The following is a 21,835-nucleotide window of genomic DNA, read 5'->3' as shown; positions in this document are numbered from 1 at the left end:
ATCGTTTCTGAAGGGATGAGCGCGCTCCCGGCGAAAATACTGTTAAATAAACAGGATTTACCGTTACTTTCTTTAGCGCGAACGATGCCCGCCAGTATTAAAAGTGGCAACATCAGGGCGAAGCTAATTATTTACTCAAGAAACTGTTGTTTATTTATATATTTGCGATGTGTAAGCCTTATTATTTGTGCAGGTATGGGTTTATTTCGTTATGAAAATGATATAGCTATAAATGTCTGAATAAGCAAATTAAGTAACCGTAAACCCTGCGCTGCGATTGCAGGGGGAATTAATCAATAGCATGAATATATTTCGTTAGCTAAAAGGGCGCGGCGTAAAAGGGGTTTTGCGTAAGAGGTGCAACCTTTAAAACGGTGCTGGCGTGGCGAAAATATTATGAAAAATGTGCGGTAAATATATAATTCAGGTTAGGGTTAATGAGTGCTTAATAGCGATTTAAGTTAGGGTAAAATATCTACTGTATGATATATTATAAACGTTCTCATTTATAAAATATATTTTTACACGCGGGTAAAATTCTGCTACTCAAAAATAAATTATTTCTTTATCACATTTAACAAATAAAAGGCCGCAGGCGTGGCCTTTATGAAGTATCAGGTCTTAACCGAAAGGGATGATGCCGATTTCAATGAGGGCGGCTAATGTCAAAAGAATAAAGAGGATAACGACTATGGGTCTGTACATTTTTAAGGTTCCATCCTTGAGTGAAGTCCTGGCCATCGCGTCCGTTTTCATTTTCCACGGTAACGACGTGCTGTCGTTGATGCTCATCAAAGGGAGGCGGTAGATTAGGGAAAATCTGCATGCCGGGGTGCGATCCGTCCTACCGCAGAGCAGGGGGCGCGGCAGGGGCCTGTCGCCACTGGCGGATGTGCTCGATCAGGGCCCTGAGCTTGGGGGCCATATTGTGACGCTGGGGGAAATAGAGATAAAAGCCGGGAAAAGAGGGAAGGTACGCATCCAGCAGGGAAACCAGCTGTCCTGATTCGAGATACGGCGTGAAGGTGTCCTCCGTGGCAAAGGTTATGCCGCCGCCGGCCAGCGCGAGGCTGAGCATAAGGCGCAGATCGTTAGTGGCGATCTGCGGCTCAATCGCCACATCGAACGGCACGCCAGCCTCCTCAAACTCCCAGCGATAGGGGGCAACGTCCGGGGAAGGGCGCCACCCGATGCACCGGTGCGCAACCAGCTCGCGGGGGTGTTCGGGCGCGCCGCGCGTCGCCAGATAGGAGGGGGAGGCCACCACCCGTTCACGCTGCTGCCCCGTTAGGGGAACGGCAATCATGTCTTTTTCAATCACCTCGCCCAGCCTCACCCCGGCGTCGTATCCCGCCGCCACGATATCGAACTCCTCGTCCGACACGAAGATATCAAGCGAGACCTCAGGATGCGCTGCCGCAAACGATGCGAGCAGCGGGCCGGAAAGAAACGCTTCCGCAATTGAGGTGACCGCGATCCTGAGCTGACCGCGCGGCGTGCTGTCCGACACCGCATCGTCATAGGCCGCCTCAATATTGGCGATGGGCCCCTGCAGCGCGTTACGCAGCCGTTCGCCCGCTTCGGTGAGGCTTACCGAGCGCGTTGTGCGCATCACCAGCAGGGTTTGAAGCCCGTCTTCAAGACGTCTGATTCCCTGGCTGACGGCGGAGCGGGTGATGCCCAGCCGCCCGGCGGCAGCGCTGAAGCTGCGCTCCTCGGCGACCGCCAGAAAAAGCGGTAATAAATTCAGATCGATTTTCATTGTTTAATATCGCTAACCAGTGAGTCCAGTAAAGGCAGGATACAAGAAACAATGGTGCGTATCTATTATCACTCTGAACTCAACTGAAGGAGCACACCATGAACAAAGTCATCTTAATTACCGGTGCATCAAGCGGTATCGGAGAAGGTATTGCCAGAGAGCTGGGCAAGGCGGGCGCGAAGGTTTTTCTGGGAGCGCGCAGGCTGGATCGCATTCGCGCCCTGGCCGATGAAATCCGCAGCGCAGGAGGGGAGGCAGAGGCTCAGGTATTGGACGTGACCAGCCGCCAGTCGATGGCCGCCTTCGTTCAGGCAGCACGGGAAAAGTGGGGCCGCATTGACGTGCTTATTAACAACGCGGGCATTATGCCTCTTTCCCCGCTCGCGGCGGGCAAGCAGGATGAGTGGGAGCGCACCATTGACGTGAATATCAAGGGCGTGCTGTGGGGAATTGGCGCGGTGCTGCCGATTATGGAAGCCCAGAACGCGGGGCAGATTATCAATATCGGCTCGATTGGCGCCTTGTCCGTCGTGCCCACGGCCGCCGTTTACTGCGCGACCAAATTTGCGGTGCGGGCCATTTCCGATGGTTTACGCCAGGAAAGCTCGAACATCCGCGTGACCTGCGTCAACCCTGGGGTGGTGGAAAGTGAACTGGCCTCAACCATTACGCACGCGGAAACCATGGCGGCGATGGATGCGTACCGCGCGATTGCCCTTAAGCCGGCTGATATCGCCCGCGCCGTGCGCCATATCATCGAGGCGCCTGAGAGCGTTGATACAACCGAAATCACCATCAGACCTACGGCATCGGCGAACTAGCGCAGCGGGTCAGGCGCCAGCCTGACCCGCTTTACCCTCTTACCACGGCTGTTCGGTTGGCATAATAAACAGCTCCGCCACGTCCACATGTTCCGGTGCCTGCAGCACGTAAAGAATTGAGTCGGCGATATCGTCGGCCTTCAGGAACGTCATCTTCTCCTTCAGCTGTTCCATCTGCGCGCGATAGTTTTCATCGCTGATATGCTCGAACAGTTCACTTTCCACGGCACCTGGCTGGAGCGAGGTGACGCGAATGTTGAACTGGGGCGCCAGCTCCATTCGCAAAATATCCGAGAAGGCGGCAACCGCGTGCTTCGTCGCGCAGTATACGCCAAGCCCGGGGAAGGTTTTGCGCCCGGCGATCGACGAGGTATTGATGATATGCCCAGACCGCTGCGACTGCATTACCGGCAGCACGGCCGCCACGGTGTTAAACAGCCCTTTTACGTTTACGTCGACCATACGGTGCCACTCGTCAACCCGGAGGCTGGCGATATCCGAAATCGGCATCAGCCCGGCGTTATTAAAGGCGATATCAATATGGCCATAGCGCTTGTGCAGTGCCGCCACCCCTTCATTCACCGAGGCCGGGTCAGTGACGTCCATGACCAGCGCCATGGCTTCGCCGCCGGCAGCCTCAATTTCAGACGCCAGCGCCTGAAGGCGATCCAGACGGCGGGCGGCGAGACCAACCCTGACGCCCTGTTCCGCTAATTTTTTGGCCGTGGAGGCCCCGATTCCGCTTGATGCACCGGTGATGAGCGCGACTTTACCTTTGAGTTCCATAAACGATCCTCTTAAGAGTTAATTTCAACGCTTCAGAAAGAACGTCTGAAGCACGGGTCAATAATGGCTCTTTCGGGCGGTCGCTTCGCGCGGGCTTTTGCTCAAACTGTCGGGCTTTTGCTGCGAACGGCATCGCGGCGATAGTGGGAGGGCGTCACGCCGTTATGCCTGAGGAATACGGCAGCAAAGTGGCTGGGGCTGGTGTAACCGACGTTCAGCGCAATATTGATAATGGAATCATCGCTTTCCGACAGCATGCGACGCGCCTCCTCCATGCGTAGCCGGATAAAATAGTGGGAAGGTGAAAGCCCGGTAGACTGTTTGAAGGCGCGGCTGAAGTGGTATTCGCTAAGCTCGGTCAGCGTCGCCAGCCGTGCCAGGTCAAACGGCTGGGCCAGCCCTTCGCGCATTGCCGTGAAGACCCGGTGCAGCTTAAACGCCTGCAGGCCCCCGCGGTGTCGTTTCGTACGCGTGCCGTAGGTGCGGATCAGGTGTACCGCCAGTGCCTGCGCGATGCCCTGGATAAACGGGCCGCTGGGGGGATTTTGCAGATACAGCTCCTGGCGTATCTGCTCCAGCAGGGCGGATAGCGTTTCGTCGCGCGCGCCGGAGACTTCCCGCAGCTCGTATTCCTGCATCATGGCCACTCCCATATAAACATGCATAACGACGAACGGCGCGTCTGGCCCGGCGCGCCACCGCATTTCAGTGGGAGAGGCCGCCGTCGTGAGAAAGAAATCCCCTGCGCTAACGCGGTTAGATAGCCACGGTTCACCGGGGGAACGCTCCTCCACGACGGCCTGGCCGGAGAGGATCCAGACGATAAAAGGCTCCGGCACCGCCGGAATAATGACGTTTTCCTGCTCGTGCCTGCGCGCCAGAATTTGCACGAATACGTCCCGGGAGGATTGCGCCCGATGTTCCCTGAGCAGCCTGCCGGGAAGGTATTCTTCAAACGTCTCTGCGGAAGTACGCTGCGTCATCTTTATCGTTGCCCTTTGCTATGCCAGTTGAACCAGGTTTACCGCCGGAAGAGGCCCTCCGGGGAACTGTTGAAGCGTACCGCCAACCTCCAGGCTGCCTAAATCGATAGTTGCGAAACCCAGCTGCCCGGCCAGCGCGCTGACCTCCGCCTTCGCATCAGCATGGTCTCCGGAGATAAAGACGACGCGACGCCCGCCCGCCTGCGCCGGATCCTGAGCCAGCACCCCGGCAAGCAGGGTGTTGAAGGCTTTGACTACGCGCGCCCCCGGAGCCCAGCGGGTGACGACCTGACTTGAGTTTTCCCCGCCCAGCTCAGCCAGCCTGTAGCCAGGCAAAAGCACCGGGTTAGTGGCGTCAATCAGGATACGCCCCGCCCAGCTGATGCCGCTTAACGCGGCTTCGGTTTTGTCCCAGTTGGTGCTGACAAAAACGATATCGGCTTCGGCGGCCTGCCGGACGGTGCCGGCGCGTGCCCCGCGGCCCAGTCTCTCAACCACGTCGGCCAGGCTTTCCGGTCCGCGGCTGTTGCTAAGAATAACGTTTATCCCCGCGTTAACCAGCTGCCCCGCAAAAGCTTGCCCGATAGCGCCAGCGCCGATAATACCTACAGTTGTTGTTTTCATGCTGAATTTCCTTCAATGAAGAGTAGTGAACGTGCAGAGAGAGTAGTAATCTTTGACCTATCTGAATAGCCTATATAATTAGATGGAATCCATCTGCCGGAGCGATACATGCTGGACGGTATGTCTGTTGATCAGCTGCGCACCTTTATTGCCGCGGCTGATGAGGGGAGTTTTTCCGCCGCCGGGCGCAGGCTGCGGCGCGCGCAGTCGGTCGTCAGCGCGACGCTGGCGAACCTTGAGGCGCAGGTCGGGTTTCCGTTATTCGATCGCTCCGGGCGTTATCCGAAGCTGACGGAGGCGGGCGTCGCCATGCTGGAAGCGGCACGCCTGGCCGCGGCCGGGATGGACGCGTTTAAGGCGAAGGCGCGCACCCTGGCAGAGGGGCTGGAGCCTGAGCTGGCGGTATCCGTCGATGTGATGTTTCCCGTTGCCCGGCTCATCGCTGCGGTGCAGGCGTTTCATCAGGCATTTCCCGACACGCCGCTGCGTTTGTACGTGGAGGCGCTGGGGGCGGTGCTCCAGCCTTTGCTGGACGGCCACTGCCGGGTGGCGATAACCGGCTCGCTGCCGCACCTCCCGGCGGGTTGCACCGCTGAATTTCTTCTCAGCGTGCCCGCGGTGGCCGTTGTCTCCCCGGGGCACCCGCTGGCTGACGCGTCTGGCCCGATCCTGCGCTCGCTTTTACAGGAGCACGTCCAGCTTGTGCTGGCCGATCGCTCCTCTCTCACCGCGGGCCGGAGCTTTGGCGTTATGTCGTCAAGGACATGGCATTTGGCGGATATGGGCGCGAAGCACGCCTTCCTGCGCGCCGGGCTTGGCTGGGGCTATATGCCGCTGCCGATGGTTGAGGAGGATCTCGCGGCGGGAAAACTGGTCACGCTGAACGTGCAGATGCAGCCCGACGTCGGGCCCGGTTTTTCCATGCAGGCGGTGCACCTGGAAGAACGTCCGCCGGGCCCGGCCGGACGCTGGTTCGTTAACGCGCTGAAAATGCAGGCCGGCATGCCGGGGGTAAACAGCAGCGACGGTTAGCCAGCGCAGGCAAGCGGAGCCCTTCTGGTGCAGCGCGTGTTCAGCTTATTGCGCTGAAGGGCCTTCTACCTTCTCCAGGCGCAGGTTGCTCCCCACGGTTTTACCGGCTCGATCCGCAATGTCATACTCAATGGTAACGTTATGCCTGCTGCCCGGCGTGACGGCGATCTCCTTTACCCTGCTGCCCGAATCCGGGGGAAGCGTAAGGGTCGTTGTGCCTTTAGCCAGCACCCGACCATTTTGCTTCACCTGCCACTTCAGACGACACGCCTCACAGGCGGACCAGGTGTCATTGATTGCCCACAGGCGAACCGTGGCTTCGCTTCCCTCACGCCACACCGCCGTCACGGGTTCAATCGACGGCAGAATGGGCTGATAGGCTTTTTGCAGCGCGTAGTAACCCGGTTTAGGCTTACGCAGATAATCCACGACGCCCCAGTTGATGGAGGGCCAGGTTTCAACAAACATAAAGTGGAAGAGGGCGGTAACCGGCTGATAGCGCTGCCGACGATAGCTCTCCGCCGCCATTGCCACCAGCTCCGCCTGGTAACGCTGGGTGTTGGCAATCATCTCCTGAATGGTATTGCCCCGCGGAATATTGGCAAATTTGAAGGTCTGGAAGGGCTGGAAGTTATGGTATTTCCAGTGCGTCCAGCCGGGATCGTCGGCGGCGGTGCTTTTCGGCCACATCAGGCGGGCGGGGATGATGGTTTTCAGCGTTGAGAATCGCGGTAGCGCCTGAGCGCCAAATTCCGTGACGATCGCGGTTTTGGCGGGGCCAAGGAGATCGCGCATCGTGCCAAAGTACCATCCGGCCCAGTAGTGTTCTTCCACCGCGGAAAAACGATGCACAATGCGCGAGGTGTCTTGCGCAAGCGCGTCTCCCACGCGTTTCGTCAGCGTCTGGTTCAGGGTTTTGTTCCAGTCGGGGAAGCGTTTTTCCATCCACGGTGAATTCCACGGCGGCTCGTTATGACCGCCCCAGACGATAATGGCCGGAGAGTTGCCAAACTGTTCGACCATCTCGCGGGTCTGCCGCGCGGCATTGTCCGCAAAGGCGTCGCTGTTATCGTAACCCCATTGCAGGGGGACATCCTGCCAGATCATCAGCCCCATTTCGTCAGCCACATCGTAAAGCGCCCGGCCTGCCACGTGCGCGTGAACGCGTATCGCGTTGGCGTTCATCGCCTGCACCAGCCTGAAGTCGCGGCGATATTTCTTGCGCGTCATGGTGCTGAGCCAGGGGGAGCCGATGTAATTACTTCCCTTGATAAACAGGCGCCTGTCATTGATCAGCCAGCCCCTGTTGTCTGGCTGCGCCTCCATCTTGCGCAGGCCGGTACGGGTCACCGCGGTATCCATCACCCCCTGCTCATCCACCAGGGTTGCACGCACCCGGTAGAGATTTGGCCTGCCATAGCCCACAGGCCACCAGAGCTTCGCGTCTTTCACTGGCAGCGTGACGCTGAGGGAGCGCGGCTTACCGTCCGTTTTCGCAATCTGTACCGGAAACGCCCGTTCCGTGCGAGCGCCGGAGAAATTATCAGGCGTCGCTGACAGGCGCAGGGTGACGGGACCGGCAGACAATGCCCGATAGCGGATCTCGGCGTGCAGAGCGGGTTTTCCCAGCCCCTCGCGCCAGTCCGGACGCAGGATCACCTGATCGATAGTCACGCCGCGACTCAGGTGTAGCTTCACCGGTGCCCAGATCCCACCGGAGTTGGCGTCCTGGCCATTCTCTGCCCAGGCCCCGCCCGGGCGAGTGTCGTGCTGGTTAAGCACGCCTTTGAACAGCGTTTTATGCAGCGGCCAGATTTTTTTCGGATCTTCCCAGGGGCTGTCCACCCGCACGGCGAGCCTGTTGTGTCGCTGTAAAGCATCGCTTATGTCTACGGAGAAGCGCTGAAAATATCCCTCGTGACGGGCAAGAAGCCTGTCGTTGAGCGTGACGTCGGCAAAGTAGTCCACGCCATCAAAGACCAGGGTAGCCATGGTATCGGGCGCGCGCCGGGGCAGGGTAAATTCGTGCCGATACCAGAGGGCACCCTGATGATCGTATCCGGCGCTGTACCAGTTGGCCGGGACCCGAATTTCTCGCCAGCCGCGGTCAGGCGCACTGGCGCCGTCAAAGGTGCTGAGGCTGGCGTCATGCACGCGCCACGTTCCGGCCAGTGACCAGGTAATCGGCTGGCTGGCCTGGGCCAGCAGGGGGCTCAACGCCAGCAGCAGAAGAAGCCTAGGGATCATGTTTAACCTCCTGCGCTCTGCGCCGCAGCCAGGCCGCAGAGCGTCTGGCCTCCTCGATAAGATCGCCATGTAAAGCGCGCAGCCCGGTCTGGGTCTGCGAGAGCGCCTTACCCTCAATCTGCTGAAGCACGTCGGACAGAGCGCTGAAGCCGAGGGTGACTGCTTCGCCGCGAAGCTTGTGAGCGGCCCGCCGCACGGCCTCGCGATCATCATGCTCAATGTTCAACGCTATGGCCGCCACCGCCTCGTCAAGGCCGCTGCCGAACAGCGCCAGCAGCTCATTGACCAGCCCGGGATCGTCCGCGCACTGTTTTAACAGGTGCGTCTCGTCCGGTAGCCCCTTTTCTTCGCCGGGGATAACGCGGGCTATCTCCTCCGTAAGCGCCTCCTGACTTACCGGCTTGGCAATATAGCCGTCGAATCCCATTGCCAGACAGCGCTCCTTGTCGCCCTGCATGGCGTGGGCGGTCATCGCAATGGCGGGCTGATGGTCGCGCCCCTGCGCGCGCGCGGCTTCCCGAATCAGGCGAATGGCGGTTTCCCCGTCCATTTCCGGCATTTGCAGATCGATAAGCAGCAGGTCCCAGGGCTGTTCGCGCCAGCGTTCAAGGGCCTCGCGGCCATTGTTTACCACCTCACACCGGTGGCCGAGCCGTTCAAGCAGGCGTCTGGCGACCTTCTGATTCACCAGGTTATCTTCGGCCAGCAGGATATGCAGACCGGCCTGCGCCGTAACGGGCGCAGGAGCGGGCGCAGCGGCGGGGGACGCAGGCGGGGCAGGCGCAAGGACGCTGGCGATGGTCTGACAGAGCTCACGCTGGGCGACCGGCTTATGCAGATAGCGGGCGATACCGATGCGCTTCAGCATGCTGGCGTCGAAATGGCGGCTCATGGAGCTGAGCATAATGATGTGGCTTTGCTCGGCCTGTGGCATAACGGAAAGCTCAAGGGCCAGCGACACGCCGTCCATGTCCGGCATCTGGGCATCAAGCAGGATCAGCGGCCAGCTCCCCCCTTTTGCGGCCAGGCTTAAGGCCTCCCCGGCGTTGTCAACGCAGGTCGGCGTCAGGCCCATCTGACGAAGCATGGTGTCAAGGAGGCGCAGGTTCGTGCTGTTGTCGTCCACGACCAGGACCGCTTCGCCGTTGAAGCGTACTAAGGGCGCGCCCGCGGCTGGCGGGGCCTGCTGGCTCTCCAGGGGCAGGATAAAGGCAAACTCGCTGCCTGCGCCCGGCTCGCTCTGCACCGTCAGCTCGCCGCCCATCAGTTTCACCAGGCGCGCGGAGATGGTCAGCCCCAGGCCGGTGCCGCCGTAGCGGCGGGTAGTGGAGCTGTCGGCCTGGCTGAAAGCCTCGAAGATGGCCTGTTGTTTCCCGGCAGGGATGCCAATGCCGCTGTCGCGAATGCGAAACCGCCACTCTTTTTCGCTTTCCGCAGGCTCTATCGCCAGCAAAACCTCGCCCTGATGGGTGAACTTAAGGGCGTTGCCCAGCAGGTTGGTGAGGATTTGACGCAGCCGGGGGCCGTCGGCTATCAGCACGTCCGGCACCGCCGGAGCGATATCGACCAGCAGCTCGATGCCCTTTTCGCTGGCGGCGGGCATGTGCGGGCGGATCAGCGACTGCACGAAGGGGCGGATCTCCAGCGGCTCGGTATCGACGGTCATCTTGCCCGACTCAATGCGGGAAAAATCGAGGATGTCGTTGATGATGTGCAGCAGCGACTGGGCTGAACTCATTACCAGCGTCAGGTATTCCCGCTGCTCGGGATTGAGCTGCGTGTCCAGACAGAGCTGAGTCATGCCGAGAATACCGTTCATCGGGGTGCGAATTTCGTGGCTCATGTTGGCGAGAAAGGCACTTTTCGCCTCGTTGGCCTCCCGGGCCACTTTTGCCGCTTCAATGGCCAGCAGCTCGGCCTCCTTGCGGCGAGTGATGTCCTGCAGAGTGCCGATCACCCGTTCGGCCTGCTGCTGCATACTGAGCGTAACCACCTGCCCCGAGATCAGCATCCAGCGCCAGCCCTGGGTCGCGTGCTGCACGCGAATTTCACATTCGAATACCGGCATATGCTCCTGCTTAGAGGTAATCATCGCGTTGCGCAGGACGGCGCGATCCTCTTCATGGACCAGGTTAAGTAAAAAGCGCAGCGGGTAGTGCAGTTGCGTGCGCGACTGACCCACCATCGCCAGCAGCGTATCGTTAACCTCCAGGCTGTCGTGAGAGACCTGCCAGTTCCAGATGCCGATCTGAATAGACTCTGCGGTCAGTAAAAAATCATCGTGCAGCTGGTGGCGCGAGCGCTGGGCGTCGTCAAGCTCGGTAATATCGGTATGCAGGCTGAGGATGCCGCCATCGGCAAGACGCTGATGCTGCACGTAGAGCCGCCGGTTTCCCGACTGGCGCACCTCGCGATGGCTTAACTGACGGCAGTTGCGAACGATCGCTTCCCGCAGGGTCCGGCGGCGGGTGGGGCCAATGTTGTAGCCTGCATCAATAAATTTCTCCGCCAGGCTCTCAAGGGTGGCGCCGGCGCTCAGCCAGGGGGCGATCACCGGGTAAAAGCGCGTTATCTGGTCGTTCCAGGCCAGCAGACGCTCGGCGGGATCGTAAATCATCACCCCCACGGGCAGCGCGTTGAGATCGAAACGGGATGTGGCTCGCATGGTTACTCACCTCTGGCCTGATAGTGCAGCTCCGCCTGGCGGCGCAGATACTCCAGCCCGGGCGCAATCGCCATCGCCCAGGCCGTGAGGATCTCCTCATCGCAAAGGGGATCGCAGGCGCGCACGGTCCTGAGCATTGCCTCCCGCCAGAGGCCGAAAAATCGCGGCGGCAGGCGCAGCCCTTCATCGCTCTGCTCCCGCGCAAGGCGTTCCAGAAAATCTGGCACAAAGAGCGCACCGTCAACGGCAAGCATGGCGAAAAAGCTCTTGAAGATCATCTGCTGGCCATCCCGGCCCTGTCCCCCGGCAAAGTGCTGCTCCGTTTCGGGGGACATATGGATAAAAGTCTCCCAGAACGCCTCAAAAAAGTGCCGTTTATCATTCTCCGGCAGGACGCGGTTCAGGCTGGCGTCAAAGAGATCGCGATAAAATTTCATGGTGCGGCCCTCGCGCCACGTTCACCAGGCAGGCAGAGGCCGGGCGGGTTAAAGGGATCCGACGTGCGGCGGGCAAAATAGCCGTCGTTTTCCACAAGGCCGTTTTCAAACAGCGGCCCGGCGTTGTGTTTGTACAGCAGCGCTTCCAGCACCATGGCGTTGGTCGAGAGGGTGAGCGTCGGGTTGATGTCGCCGGTTGCCTCAACGCGGCCCTCAAACCAGCCCTGATTCGGGTTATTCAGGTGTCGGGTTACGGCCATCAGGGCGTCGGTGTATTCGGTCTCCCACAGCGTCCAGAGCACAAAGACCGCTTTCGTCGTCACCTGCGCCAGCCGGGGATAGCTTTTACCGTCATCGCCCAACGTATTCCAGGCGTAGCCATTCCCCCAGACGGCGTCCTCGACGCGCCAGGGCGCCCGGGAGAGGTAAAAATCAGCGCGGGCGGTGAGCACGCCGTCGCGCTCCCAGCGCGTTTTCTGGCTGAGCCATACCCCTTCGGCCCGGGCGCGCAGCGTTTTTTGAATATCGGAGGCCACCCCGGGCGGCTGCCAGCCAAACTCCAGGCCCGGGAGCATGGCGGGGAGGGTAGAGAGCAGCGACGGCTGCCAGGTCGTTCTTGGATCGCGCGCGTCAACCGCGAGGCTGCGCTGGTAGAGGATGACGTTCTGAGAAGGCGGAGAAAATGCCTTACCCGATGAAAATCCCCACAGCCGAAACGCGCTGGCAGCATATTCGCTTTCACCCAGCCGCAGTTCATCGCGCACCACAGGCTGCCCGTTCTGCACCGACGCAGACCACAGCTCCCCGTCCTTATCCATCACCGGACAGAAGTTCCAGCGCAGGATGATTTTATCCAGATATTCGCGATACTCGGGCGCCCGCTCGGCAGCGAGCCGCAGGGCCAGCATCAGCCTCGCCATATCTTTCGCCGACCATCCGCGCTGCGCCGGTTTTCCCGTGAAGTCGATGGGCGAGGCCGTTCGGCTGGAATAGAGCCTGCCGGGGGTGCGGGTTTCGGTCAGCGTCAGGCGATTAAGTGTTCCGAGCAGCTGCGTCAGCCGGGCATCGAACTCGTCCGCCCGGATCAGATCCAGCTCGCGGGCAGCCAGCAGGGCGATTAGCGTATCGCCCATTTGCCACAGCGTAACGCGCGGCTGCTTATCGCTGCCGTTAACCAGCCCCGTCTGTGGCTGGGTGTTATTCTCGAAATAGCGCCAGGCGATACGCGCCCACTCCCGCTCCTGCGGGGTCAGGTTGCTGATGCGCGCGGTGGTGTGCCACCCACCTTTGGTCAGCCAGCGCCACCCTGCGCCCTCCCGGCCGAACAGGGCGAAGGCGATAATAAGCATGAGGACGGCGGCGGCCAGCCAGCGGGCTAAGGTCTTAAGCATTGTGCGGTCACCGGCGGCAGTTTCACAGGCTCGTCCGTATTACAGGTGGCGCATTGACAGGCCTGACAGGCGGGTTTGGCGCGCAGGGTAGTCCCGGTCTGTTCACACCAGGTCTTCACCGCTGGCGTACCGTTCAGGAATGGACGATTGCGCGAGGCATTATTTGGCTCAAAGAGATCCACCAGCTTTTTTTCCCACAGGGAGGGGGCAAAGTTGCGGTCTTTGGGGTTATCGCTGTTGAACTGCAGCAGCTTGCCCTCTTTTTTGAACAGCAAGGCTTCCAGCATGATGCCGTTGTTATTGGCGGTGAACTCTTTGATGGGGCCGTCGCCGTTTTCGTACAGCCCTTCATAGTACCCTTTGTCCGCCTCGTTGGCGTTTTCAATGGCGTCCAGCAGGCGGTCGGTATAGGGCGAGTTCCAGAGCACCCACATCCCGAGCGCCGCCTTCAGCGAGACGGCGGCCGTGTTGGGAACGTATAGCCCCTTATCGGTGATGGTGTTCCAGTTGAAGCCGTCGCTGAATACGGTGTCGTAGACGAAGTAGGGGGACTTATCGAGTTGATGCTCAGAGCGAGCGGATAAGATACCGGTGATGGCGTAGCGATTCTCCTGAGCCTGATAAACCCTGTCGGCGAAGTTTTTCATCCACGGATGGGAGTAGTCGCGCGGACTGTTTTCCCTGTCCGTCGGCTTGTCGAAACCAAATTCCAGGCCGTAAAGCACATAGGATTCGGTTACGACGTAATTATGCTGGTTGGTAAGGCGCGGATCGCGCGAGTCGTAGGGCACCATTACGCAGTAGATCTCCGCCAGCTCGTAGGGCTGAGGCTGGCTGGACTGACAGGTTCCAAAGCCCCACAGCGCAAAGCCCGCGGCACCATACTCTTCGTAGCCCAGCCGCCCCTCCTGCACGTACTTCGGCTGGCCGTTTTCCAGGTAGGCCCCGTACATCATTCCGCAGGGGTTAATAACGTTGGTGAAATTCCACCCCAGCATCACGTTATCAATGCTGTTGCCGTATTCCGGATAGCGCTCCTTAATGACCTTCAGCCAGATCAGCATCCTGCCGATGTCCAGCGCCGAGAAGCCAATCTCGCCAGGCTTGTTCTGGTAGTTAACCTTCTGGGCGGTGATGGTGTTATAGGCTTTATTGGGCAGCTCGTTGCGGAACAAATCCAGTTTGTTCAGGGTGGCGAGTAATTTCAGCATTCTGCGATCGAATTCAGCTTTATCAATAATGCCCAGCTCCCTTGCGGCCGTCATCGCGGCCATATAGGAGGCGCTGTCCCACATGGTGGTTGAGGGAAATTTATTGACCGCATTCACCAGGCCGGTAGTGGGCTGGTAGTTAGCCACGAAATATTGCCAGGCGTTTTTGGCAATGGTCATCTCCCGGGGCGTGAGGTCGCCGCTGCGCGGAGGGTAGTCCGAGGCGGGAAGCCCGGTCGCCGCCTGTGCCGCAGCGAGTGAGAGCCAGCACGCCACAAGCCCGGCCAGAAGAGGAAAAAAGAGTATTGATTTCAGCTTCATGGCTTCGCTCCTGCTGAAGAGGTTGGGGGAGTGGCGGGGCCAGGGCAGGCCAGACAAAGCATCTGACCGTGGGCAATGTACGCCAGGCTTTCGAGGACGACGGCATTGGTATCGGCGTCAACGATATCGTTGACGCTGCTGTTAAGGTTAAGCCCGCGCTGCCAGCCCTTGCCCGGTACCTGTAGCTTCTGCACCTGCTGGCGCAGCGCTTCGCTCCAGCCGTTGCGGAACAGGGCGTACCAGGCAAAGGCAGTGCGGGTCGAGGTAATCGCCGTTTGCTCCGGCGTGGCGTCAAGCAGGGCGCTGTTTTGCAGCGGCTGGCGATCCGGCAGATCGTTGACGTAATCCGGCGCGGGCTCGGCGTAATCGGTGCTGATCGGGGGCTTGCGGACCCGCAGGCTATGACGGCGCTGCTGGATCTGCATAATGCGCCACGTGATTTCTGCGCTCTGAGCATCAAAGCCCAGCTCGAGGCCCGTTAATAAATAGGGAAGGCTGATAAGCGAAGGCTGACGACCCCACGGCGTGCGCAGCCCTTCGTCGGGCACCATTATTCCGTCGATGTCGATCATCTGCTGCCCTTCTGGCGGGTTCGTTACCGCCAGTCCCGCCGCGCTGTCGATCAGCCGAAGCGTATGGCTTGCATAAAGACGGTAGCCGAAGCTGTTTCGCGGCTCGTCCGTCGCCAGCGCCCAGTGGTGTAGCGGGACCGCGGCCTGGCTGGTGGTGCTGTTGGCAATCAGGGCGCCTGTCTTCCAGCGATCGAGCAGACTGCGCACGGCGCCAGCATGCTGAGGATAGCGCCACAGCAGCGTTTGCAGGGCGTTTAGCAGGCGGCCCATGCCGATCGCCGAGGCGTCCGGTTTGCCCAGGGCTTCCAGCGTGTCGGCATGATAATAGGCGGCGGGCAGCCCCTGGGGATTGAGTGGAAGGCTGGCGAGGGCGGCCAGCGCGGCCGCGATGCGTTCATCGAATTCGTCGGGAGTAAGAATGTTGAGCTGCCTGGCGGCCGCAACGGCAAAAAGATAGCTGCCGGTGCTCCACAGGCTGAGCCAGGGTTCGCCGTCGTGCGCGTTGGCCAGGCCATTCGGCTGCGTGTTGTTCACATAATACTGCCAGGCCACCCGCGCCCAGATCGCTTCTTCGAATGTCAGTTCACGCGGAGCGGGCAAGGGCGGGAAATCGTTACTCAGCGACATCCCCGCGCTGCTCTCAACGCGTGTCGGCATCTGTTTTTCAACCCAGACGACAATAGCGAATCCCAGCAGAAAGCCGAGCAGGATAGTGAGGTAGCTGCGGGCTGACAAAAGCGCGTCGCGTTTTCTCATTCGCTCACCTCCTCTTCCGCCGGGGTCCACATGGCGGCGAAGATCAGCGGCAGCATGGCGGCAATATTAACTGCGCCCCAGAAGATGTTGATGACGTAGCCGGACGGATCGTCAACCTGCCCGCGTGCGACCTGAAAACCGCCCCAAATCAGCCCGGCCAGGGTGAGCACGACGATGGCGATCTGCGGTTTTACCAGATAAAGAAAGCGCCCCGTCTGCCGCTCTTTAGGGGTGACGTGGAATTTGATTTGCTCTCCGCGCAGGACCGTGTCGAGGGCGCGCAGGTTCATGGAGAAGAAAGAGAGATACGATGCTCTGCCATCCCAGGCTGATATTCCCCAGGTGCCGAACATAAACGCCAGCTCCGACACAATAAAAAAGGGCAAAAAATGCAGGTAGAAGGGTTCAGACCACGCTGATACAGGCGGAATACCGGTAAACAGGTAAATAATGGGCGATATCAGGAAGATAGTGTTCCACACGCAGGCCAGATAGGACCAGAAGGTGGTGGCGTACATCAGGGTTTGCGGCAAAGAGAGCTTAAAACGGCGGCGGCTGAAAATATTGTCGTGGAACAGAATATCCAGTGAACCCGCAGCGTATTTGAAGCGCTGGATCATCCACGTCAGCATGTCCTGCGGAGAGAGCATTTTCGATTCGATCCGCGGGTGCATTACCGAGCGCCAGCGGCGGGCCGCATCGCCGTGGAGCAGGATGGAGGTATAAATATCTTCCGATACGTGAAACTTATAGGGCGTAAGTTCTGTGTCGAAGGCCACGTGAGGGCGCATGGCGTCCTGAAGGGTTTCGCGCATGACCGGATCGCGTATATCCCGCGTGTGGCGATCGATCTCTTCTTCAACCGTCCAGACGTAGCTGCGCAGCGCCGCCTGCATTACCGCTTCGCGCCTGTGGACAGAGGCCGCACCGCAGCAGAAGGCGGCGTTGGCCCAGTTTCGCCGGCGCAGGATCACGTCATAAAACATGCGCGGATCGTTAAAAAAGGGATCGCGACCAACGGTTACTGGCCCGATAAGCTTCTGTGCGAGCCATCCCAGCCCGTATCCCGTTTTGCCCGCTTTTCGCCCAAGCCAGCGCGCGAGGTTTTCCCCCTCCGGCAGGTCGAAGAACCACTGCGGCGTCTGGACCCAGGCGACGTCAGGGTCGCGAAAGTAGCCCAGCGTGTGGCTGAGCAGGGTTGGGAAAACCCGGGTATCGGCATCGCAAATGATCAGGAAATCGCCGTCGGTTTGCTCAAGCCCGTTTCGCAAATTGCCGGCCTTGAAGCCAATATTGGTCTGCCGGGAGATGTAGTTGGCGCCTTCCCGATCGCAGACGGCTTTCATCTCCGGGCGTCGGCCGTCATCGAGCACGTGCACCCTGTAGTCCAGCGGGAAGGGGTAATCCATCTTCATGGCGTCCCGAATAGACAGCCTGACCAGCTCCACATCTTCCGAATAGGTTGCGATAAAGAGATCGACCTTTATCGGTCTCGCTGCTTCCGCGTCTTCGGGGCGCAGGCAATCATTGATCTCAGCGGGGGGCGGGGTTTGCGGCGGATCCTCTTCTTTCCACAGGTTAATTGTGAAAAGCACGGTGCCGATCCAGGCCAGGGTTTCAGCCAGCACCAGCGGAATGGCATACCACAGCGCGTCGGTATTTAAGGAGGCTGTCCAGCGCCAGTAAAGATAATTAGCGCCTAAAATCAGCGCGGCAACCGCCAGTACCTGCCATGTGAGCATTACCCAGCGCGGTGTCTTAAGCGGTTCAGGCGGCTGGCGATGTTCAAAACGGGAAAAATAAAAATCCATAGAGAAGGATATCCTGATTCCACGATAGCGATTAATAAGAGACCCGTTGCCGACAGGGAGCGAAAAACAAAAAATAACGTCCGCTAAAACAAAAAGTAAAGTAAGTGTAGATGGTGGAAAAAATAATTCCAGAGGTGTGAAAAAAGCGATCTTTTACGCATGCTTAAATAAACGTTAACTACGCTTAATAATATCGTAAGCGTTTTCAAAAATTGCCAGATGCATTTCTTTACGCTATCTAAATAAAATACAAGAAACTTTTTAGCATGGAGAACGCGACGCCCCATGAGCCAGATTGCGCCTGTGCTTATAAAGAAAGATATCGAAAAAACAACGACCTGGCGTTACATTCTGTCGGGTAAACGTGATTTACGTATTGATTTTATGCGCGGTATCGCGTTAGTGATGATGGTGGTAGCGCACACGGAGGTGATGTCGATATTTAATATATTTACCTGGGAAAGGTTTGGCCTGACAACCGGTGCCGAAGGTTTTGTCATTCTTTCCGGATTTATGCTGGGAATGTTAAACCGCGCCAGATTGCAAAAAGCGGTATTGTTGACTATATCCTGGGGGCTTTATCTGCGCGCGTGGAAAATATATCGCGTAAATATCATCATTATTCTTTCATTTTTGCTGTTAGGGTATCTGCCGTTTATTAACGTCTATGAGGTTACCCATTTTACCGATCGTTACTCGGGTACAGCCTGGTCACTGTATCCGGTGACGCCGCAAATTAAGGAAACCTGGTTTAACATTGTCCTCTACCTGCAAATTGGCCCTCATCAAACGCAAATCCTGGGTCTCTATATTTTTCTTCTGCTGTTAAGCCCGCTGTTTTTGGGAATGCTTCAGAGAGGGTACGTCTACTGGCTGCTGGGCCTGTCGTTGCTCGTCTACGGCTGCTGGCAGGTGTGGCCGGTGCGGGTGACGCCGTCTCAGTTTGAATTCGCATTTCCGCTGCTCGCCTGGCAGTTTATTTTTGTGCTGGGAATGTGCAGCGGCTGGTACAAAGAGGAGTTGATCTCCTTTGCCCGCACGCCCGCCGGTAAGGCGGTGCTCGTGGCGCTGGTGATGATTGCGCTGGTTCTTGGCTTTATTGCCCAGAACCATACCAACCCGTTTATGCCGCCCGCGCTGCTAATGCACAGCCTTTCGCCGGAGGACTTTAACGCGTTTTACCATACCTGGGCGGCAAAAAATGGCCTGGGACCCGTCAGGGTACTTAACGATATCTGCCTGATGGTGACGGTCTATCTGCTGCTGACCTGGTGCTGGCAGCCCCTGTATCGCCTCGCGGGCTGGTTTCTTATCCCGCTGGGCCAGCATTCGCTTTATACCTTTATTTTGCACGTCTACGTCGTGTTCCTGGTAAGCCAGTTCGTCACGTTCGATCTGTGGCGCCAGGCCTGGGTTGTGAACACCTTCATTCACGCGGCGACGCTGGGCGTGCTGTGGCTGATGGCGAAATATAACGTCGCCGCGCGCTGGATACCTAACTAAGGAAGGGCAGATGCGGGATAAATTGTTGCTGACCTGCGCGCTGTTGTGCGTTGCCGCTGGCGCAGAGTCGGCGCCGAAGGACGATGCGCAAGCGCTACACGATAAAAACGACGAGCCGGTGCAGATGGGCGTGTTTACCAGCCGGTGGGGGCGCCTGTTCTCCGGGAATGAGGACGTCTTCTCTGGCGCGCTGAGCTTTAGTTCCGGCCTGAAAGAGCAGTGGATGACCATCCCTAACAGTTCCGACAGCGCAGAGCAGAAACGAAAATACAATCAGACGCTCAATCTCAGCCTGCAGTACTCACCCTACAGTTACTGGTTTGCGAACGTGACGTCGCGGTTGCCGGTGACGGACACCAGCCGCTATACGGCCGATTTTCGCTACAGCTTTGGCTATGACGACTGGCATGCCAACACGGTGAGCCTGGTTTACAGCAATTACGGGGATAACCGCTTCTGGACGTCAGGTACCCGTCGTCACACCTATTTTGAGCAGGGGGCCGTGACCCTGGCGTATAAATTTTCCCTGCCGAAGCCCGTGGAGAATACCCTCCTGATCAACAAGGGCGACTCCATCATTTGCCAGGTGGGCTACAGCTGGGTTCCGCGCTATTACGATCTAGACAGCAACGATATCCGCAAAAACAAGAACGTGGTGCTGAGCGGGTGTGGTTATACCTTTAAGCAGCACTTCTTCGTGCGCGCCACGGCGTTCTGGTTCCCGGACAGCAGCCAGCAACAGCCCTGGAACGGTGACTACAGCTATAGTTTTGGCTACGCGGGCTATACGCCAGGTTCATTCTCAGTTCAGTATGCAAACTACTCCGGCACACGTTATCCCGGCCACCAGAGCGGCAGCGGCAAATTCCGGGAAGGCACCATCAGCGTCATCTGGTTCTTACCGCTTTAGGAGGGCGTATGGTGTCGCAGCACGTCCTGATTGTAGAAGATTCACTGGTGTATCGTCGCCTGCTTAGCCGAATGCTGACGCAGTGGGGGTATACCGTCAGCGAGGCGGAGAATGGCGTCGCCGCGCTTGAGATCCTTGAAAGCCAGCCCGTCAGCCTGGTGATTAGCGACTGGGAGATGCCGGAGATGGATGGCCTGACGCTGTGTCGGGAGATCCGTCGCCGCCAGTTCGGGCATTATGTGTACTTAATTTTGCTTACGGCCCGCGAGGAGCCGGGCGATCTGACGGTGGGGTTTGATGCCGGTGCGGATGATTTCCTCAGCAAGCCGGTTGAGCAGAGTGAGCTGCGGGCGAGACTGCACGCGGGAGCCCGCGTGCTGTCTCTGGAAGCCACTCTCGCTGCGCGCAACGCCCGTCTCAGCGAGGCCTTAAGGCAGATAGAGCAGGACCTCGAGGTGGCGGCGCGCATCCAGCAGTCGGTTCTGCCTGCGCATCAGCTGCGCTACCGGGATTACTTTGCCGACTGGATTTTTTTGCCGTCAGCCTGGGTATCGGGCGATATTTTCAATGTGTTCCCGCTGGACAACCATCTGGGATTCTACTGTGTTGATGTCTCAGGGCACGGCGTGGGGGCGGCGATGATGTCTCTTGCCGTAGCCCGTCAGTTTCTGCACGGCAGGGCGGTAGAGCGTTTCCTTTTTGCGGGCGAGAGCGATGTTGCGTCTCCCGCGGAAGTGGTTCGCATCCTAAACGGTCGCTTTTGCAGCGAAGAGGCCGAGATAGTGAGCTATTTCACTATGATCTACGGCGTTATCGACCTGGCGACGGGTGAAGGTAAGCTCTGTCAGGCCGGGCATCCTACCCCCTTCATTGTGAGCCCCGGCGGCGAGGTCAGGACGGTCGGTGAAGGCGGTGCGCCGGTAGGATTGATGCCGGATCTCTGCTGGACGGACGTGAGCTTCTCGCTGGCGGCGGGAGAGCGCCTCTGCCTGTTTAGCGATGGCATTACCGAGTGTGAAAATCCTGACAACGAACAGTTCGGTCAGGCTCGTTTGCAGCGTTGGCTCCAGAATGACGCCACGCTCGCGCTGGATCGGCTTTTACCGCAGTTTGCGCAGCATCTTATCCGCTGGCGCAGCGGAGAATGCCGTGAACAACAGGCCATGGCCGACGATGTTTCCTTATTAGTGATTGAGCGTACAGGAGTAAACGATGAACATTGATACAGACCGGCTGAGCGACGTAAACATTATGACGCCGTCGGTGCGCCGGCTGGACGCCTCGGTGGCGGCAGGGTTTAAGGAAGCCATTGCCAGGGAGATTGGGGAAGATCGTAAAGCCCTGATTGTCGATTTCAGCAAAATCGATTTTATCGACAGTAGCGGCCTTGGCGCGCTAGTTTCCCTGCTGAAGATGATGAACGGTAAAGGTGAAATGATGCTGTGCGCCCTGAACCCCGGCATACGCAACATGTTTACCCTGACCCGGATGGATAGAATATTTCGCATTTGCCCCGATCGTGCGGCGGCACTCGCGCAGCTGGGTCGGTGAGCTGACCGTGGCTAACGACATCTCGCTTCCGGCCACGTTAACGTCGGTCTCGCCGCTTGCGGCGTGGCTGGCGCATCAGATGGCGCCGCTGCCCGTCAGCGACGAATGGCGCTTTGCGTTCGATCTCGCCGCCTGTGAAACGGCAACCAACATTATTCGCCATGGGCTACGCGAGGATCCGAAACGTTGCTTCACCGTGGAGTTCATCGCTACCGCCACGGGCGCGACGCTGCGTTTTACCGACGACGGTGATGCCTTTCCCGCTGAACGCCTTGAGGCGGCACGTAACGACGCGTCGTTCGACGCCTGCCTTCTGGCTGAAAGCGGCAGAGGGCTGAAACTCATTTTGTTGTATGTGGATAATTTCACGGTGGAAAACGTTGCGGGAAGAAATATCACCGTTCTGGAGAAGGGGATGGCCGGATAATTTTTGACGTATGGGAAGGGACGGT

At 58.6% G+C, this 21,835-nt stretch carries 18 protein-coding genes; 7 read left to right on the top strand and 11 right to left on the bottom strand.

What is annotated here, in order from left to right:
- Positions 1-844: 844 nt before the first annotated feature.
- Positions 845-1,762: a LysR family transcriptional regulator gene (locus tag OWK27_RS20565; protein WP_267591112.1), complete on the bottom strand. Its 918-nt coding sequence runs from the start codon at positions 1,760-1,762 to the stop codon at positions 845-847.
- 98 nt (positions 1,763-1,860) lie between these two features.
- On the opposite strand from OWK27_RS20565, the gene OWK27_RS20560 reads away from it, so the two are divergent.
- A complete protein-coding gene (locus OWK27_RS20560) occupies positions 1,861-2,583 on the top strand; it encodes an SDR family oxidoreductase (RefSeq protein WP_267591111.1) in 723 nt (240 codons plus the stop codon).
- Positions 2,584-2,622: 39 nt separating this feature from the next.
- Here OWK27_RS20560 and OWK27_RS20555 read toward each other — a convergent pair whose 3' ends face one another.
- From OWK27_RS20555 to OWK27_RS20545, 3 genes are all read right to left on the bottom strand, one after another.
- A complete protein-coding gene (locus OWK27_RS20555) occupies positions 2,623-3,369 on the bottom strand; it encodes an SDR family oxidoreductase (RefSeq protein ID WP_176678690.1) in 747 nt (248 codons plus the stop codon).
- Positions 3,370-3,470: 101 nt separating this feature from the next.
- A complete protein-coding gene (locus tag OWK27_RS20550; RefSeq protein ID WP_267591110.1) occupies positions 3,471-4,352 on the bottom strand; it encodes a helix-turn-helix domain-containing protein in 882 nt (293 codons plus the stop codon).
- Positions 4,353-4,370: 18 nt separating this feature from the next.
- The gene (locus OWK27_RS20545; protein WP_267591109.1) at positions 4,371-4,976 is read right to left on the bottom strand and encodes an NADPH-dependent F420 reductase; all 606 of its coding nucleotides are present in this window, start codon (positions 4,974-4,976) and stop codon (positions 4,371-4,373) included.
- Positions 4,977-5,084: 108 nt separating this feature from the next.
- Here OWK27_RS20545 and OWK27_RS20540 point away from each other — a divergent pair, with 108 nt between their 5' ends.
- Positions 5,085-6,008, top strand: coding sequence for a LysR family transcriptional regulator (locus OWK27_RS20540; protein WP_267591108.1), 924 nt, complete (start codon positions 5,085-5,087; stop codon positions 6,006-6,008).
- Between the two features lie 45 nt (positions 6,009-6,053).
- Here the strand turns inward: OWK27_RS20540 and OWK27_RS20535 are convergent, their stop codons facing one another.
- Genes OWK27_RS20535 through OWK27_RS20505 form a run of 7 tightly spaced genes read right to left on the bottom strand, consistent with a single transcriptional unit; the run spans position 6,054 to position 17,419 of the window.
- Positions 6,054-8,255, bottom strand: a complete 2,202-nt coding sequence (locus OWK27_RS20535; protein WP_267591107.1) for a glycoside hydrolase family 2 protein — start codon at positions 8,253-8,255, stop codon at positions 6,054-6,056.
- Positions 8,245-10,920 (bottom strand): hybrid sensor histidine kinase/response regulator, encoded by a 2,676-nt coding sequence (locus tag OWK27_RS20530; RefSeq protein ID WP_267591106.1) that lies wholly within the window; start codon positions 10,918-10,920, stop codon positions 8,245-8,247. The genes OWK27_RS20535 and OWK27_RS20530 overlap by 11 nt, the downstream gene beginning before the upstream one ends.
- Positions 10,921-10,922: 2 nt before the next feature.
- Entirely contained in the window at positions 10,923-11,357 is a 435-nt protein-coding gene (locus tag OWK27_RS20525) for a globin (protein WP_176609685.1), read from the bottom strand.
- Positions 11,354-12,748: a DUF3131 domain-containing protein gene (locus OWK27_RS20520; RefSeq protein WP_267591105.1), complete on the bottom strand. Its 1,395-nt coding sequence runs from the start codon at positions 12,746-12,748 to the stop codon at positions 11,354-11,356. Before OWK27_RS20520 ends, OWK27_RS20525 begins: the two co-directional genes overlap by 4 nt.
- The gene (locus OWK27_RS20515; RefSeq protein WP_267591104.1) at positions 12,733-14,280 is read right to left on the bottom strand and encodes a DUF3131 domain-containing protein; all 1,548 of its coding nucleotides are present in this window, start codon (positions 14,278-14,280) and stop codon (positions 12,733-12,735) included. Before OWK27_RS20515 ends, OWK27_RS20520 begins: the two co-directional genes overlap by 16 nt.
- Positions 14,277-15,608: a DUF3131 domain-containing protein gene (locus tag OWK27_RS20510; RefSeq protein WP_148421447.1), complete on the bottom strand. Its 1,332-nt coding sequence runs from the start codon at positions 15,606-15,608 to the stop codon at positions 14,277-14,279. The genes OWK27_RS20515 and OWK27_RS20510 overlap by 4 nt, the downstream gene beginning before the upstream one ends.
- Positions 15,605-17,419 carry a glycosyltransferase gene (locus tag OWK27_RS20505; protein ID WP_148421449.1) on the bottom strand — a complete coding sequence of 605 codons (1,815 nt, stop codon included), beginning with the start codon at positions 17,417-17,419 and terminating at the stop codon, positions 15,605-15,607. Before OWK27_RS20505 ends, OWK27_RS20510 begins: the two co-directional genes overlap by 4 nt.
- Before the next feature lie 285 nt (positions 17,420-17,704).
- On the opposite strand from OWK27_RS20505, the gene opgC reads away from it, so the two are divergent.
- The 5 genes from opgC to OWK27_RS20480 are packed head-to-tail and all read left to right on the top strand — an operon-like array spanning position 17,705 to position 21,810.
- Complete coding sequence (opgC, locus tag OWK27_RS20500; protein ID WP_267591103.1) at positions 17,705-18,922, top strand: OpgC domain-containing protein; 1,218 nt, start codon at positions 17,705-17,707, stop codon at positions 18,920-18,922.
- A gap of 10 nt (positions 18,923-18,932) precedes the next feature.
- The gene (locus tag OWK27_RS20495) at positions 18,933-19,832 is read left to right on the top strand and encodes a hypothetical protein (protein WP_267591102.1); all 900 of its coding nucleotides are present in this window, start codon (positions 18,933-18,935) and stop codon (positions 19,830-19,832) included.
- Between the two features lie 8 nt (positions 19,833-19,840).
- A complete protein-coding gene (locus OWK27_RS20490) occupies positions 19,841-21,055 on the top strand; it encodes a PP2C family protein-serine/threonine phosphatase (protein ID WP_267591101.1) in 1,215 nt (404 codons plus the stop codon).
- The gene (locus OWK27_RS20485) at positions 21,045-21,383 is read left to right on the top strand and encodes an STAS domain-containing protein (protein ID WP_148421458.1); all 339 of its coding nucleotides are present in this window, start codon (positions 21,045-21,047) and stop codon (positions 21,381-21,383) included. Before OWK27_RS20490 ends, OWK27_RS20485 begins: the two co-directional genes overlap by 11 nt.
- A 7-nt stretch (positions 21,384-21,390) precedes the next feature.
- Positions 21,391-21,810 carry an ATP-binding protein gene (locus OWK27_RS20480; RefSeq protein ID WP_267591100.1) on the top strand — a complete coding sequence of 140 codons (420 nt, stop codon included), beginning with the start codon at positions 21,391-21,393 and terminating at the stop codon, positions 21,808-21,810.
- The last annotated feature ends 25 nt before the right edge of the window (positions 21,811-21,835 follow it).

This window comes from Enterobacter cloacae complex sp. 2022EL-00788 (assembly GCF_026627565.1).
In the GTDB taxonomy this organism is placed as follows: Bacteria; Pseudomonadota; Gammaproteobacteria; order Enterobacterales; family Enterobacteriaceae; genus Enterobacter; species Enterobacter pasteurii.
This window is presented reverse-complemented; position numbering and strand designations above follow the sequence as displayed.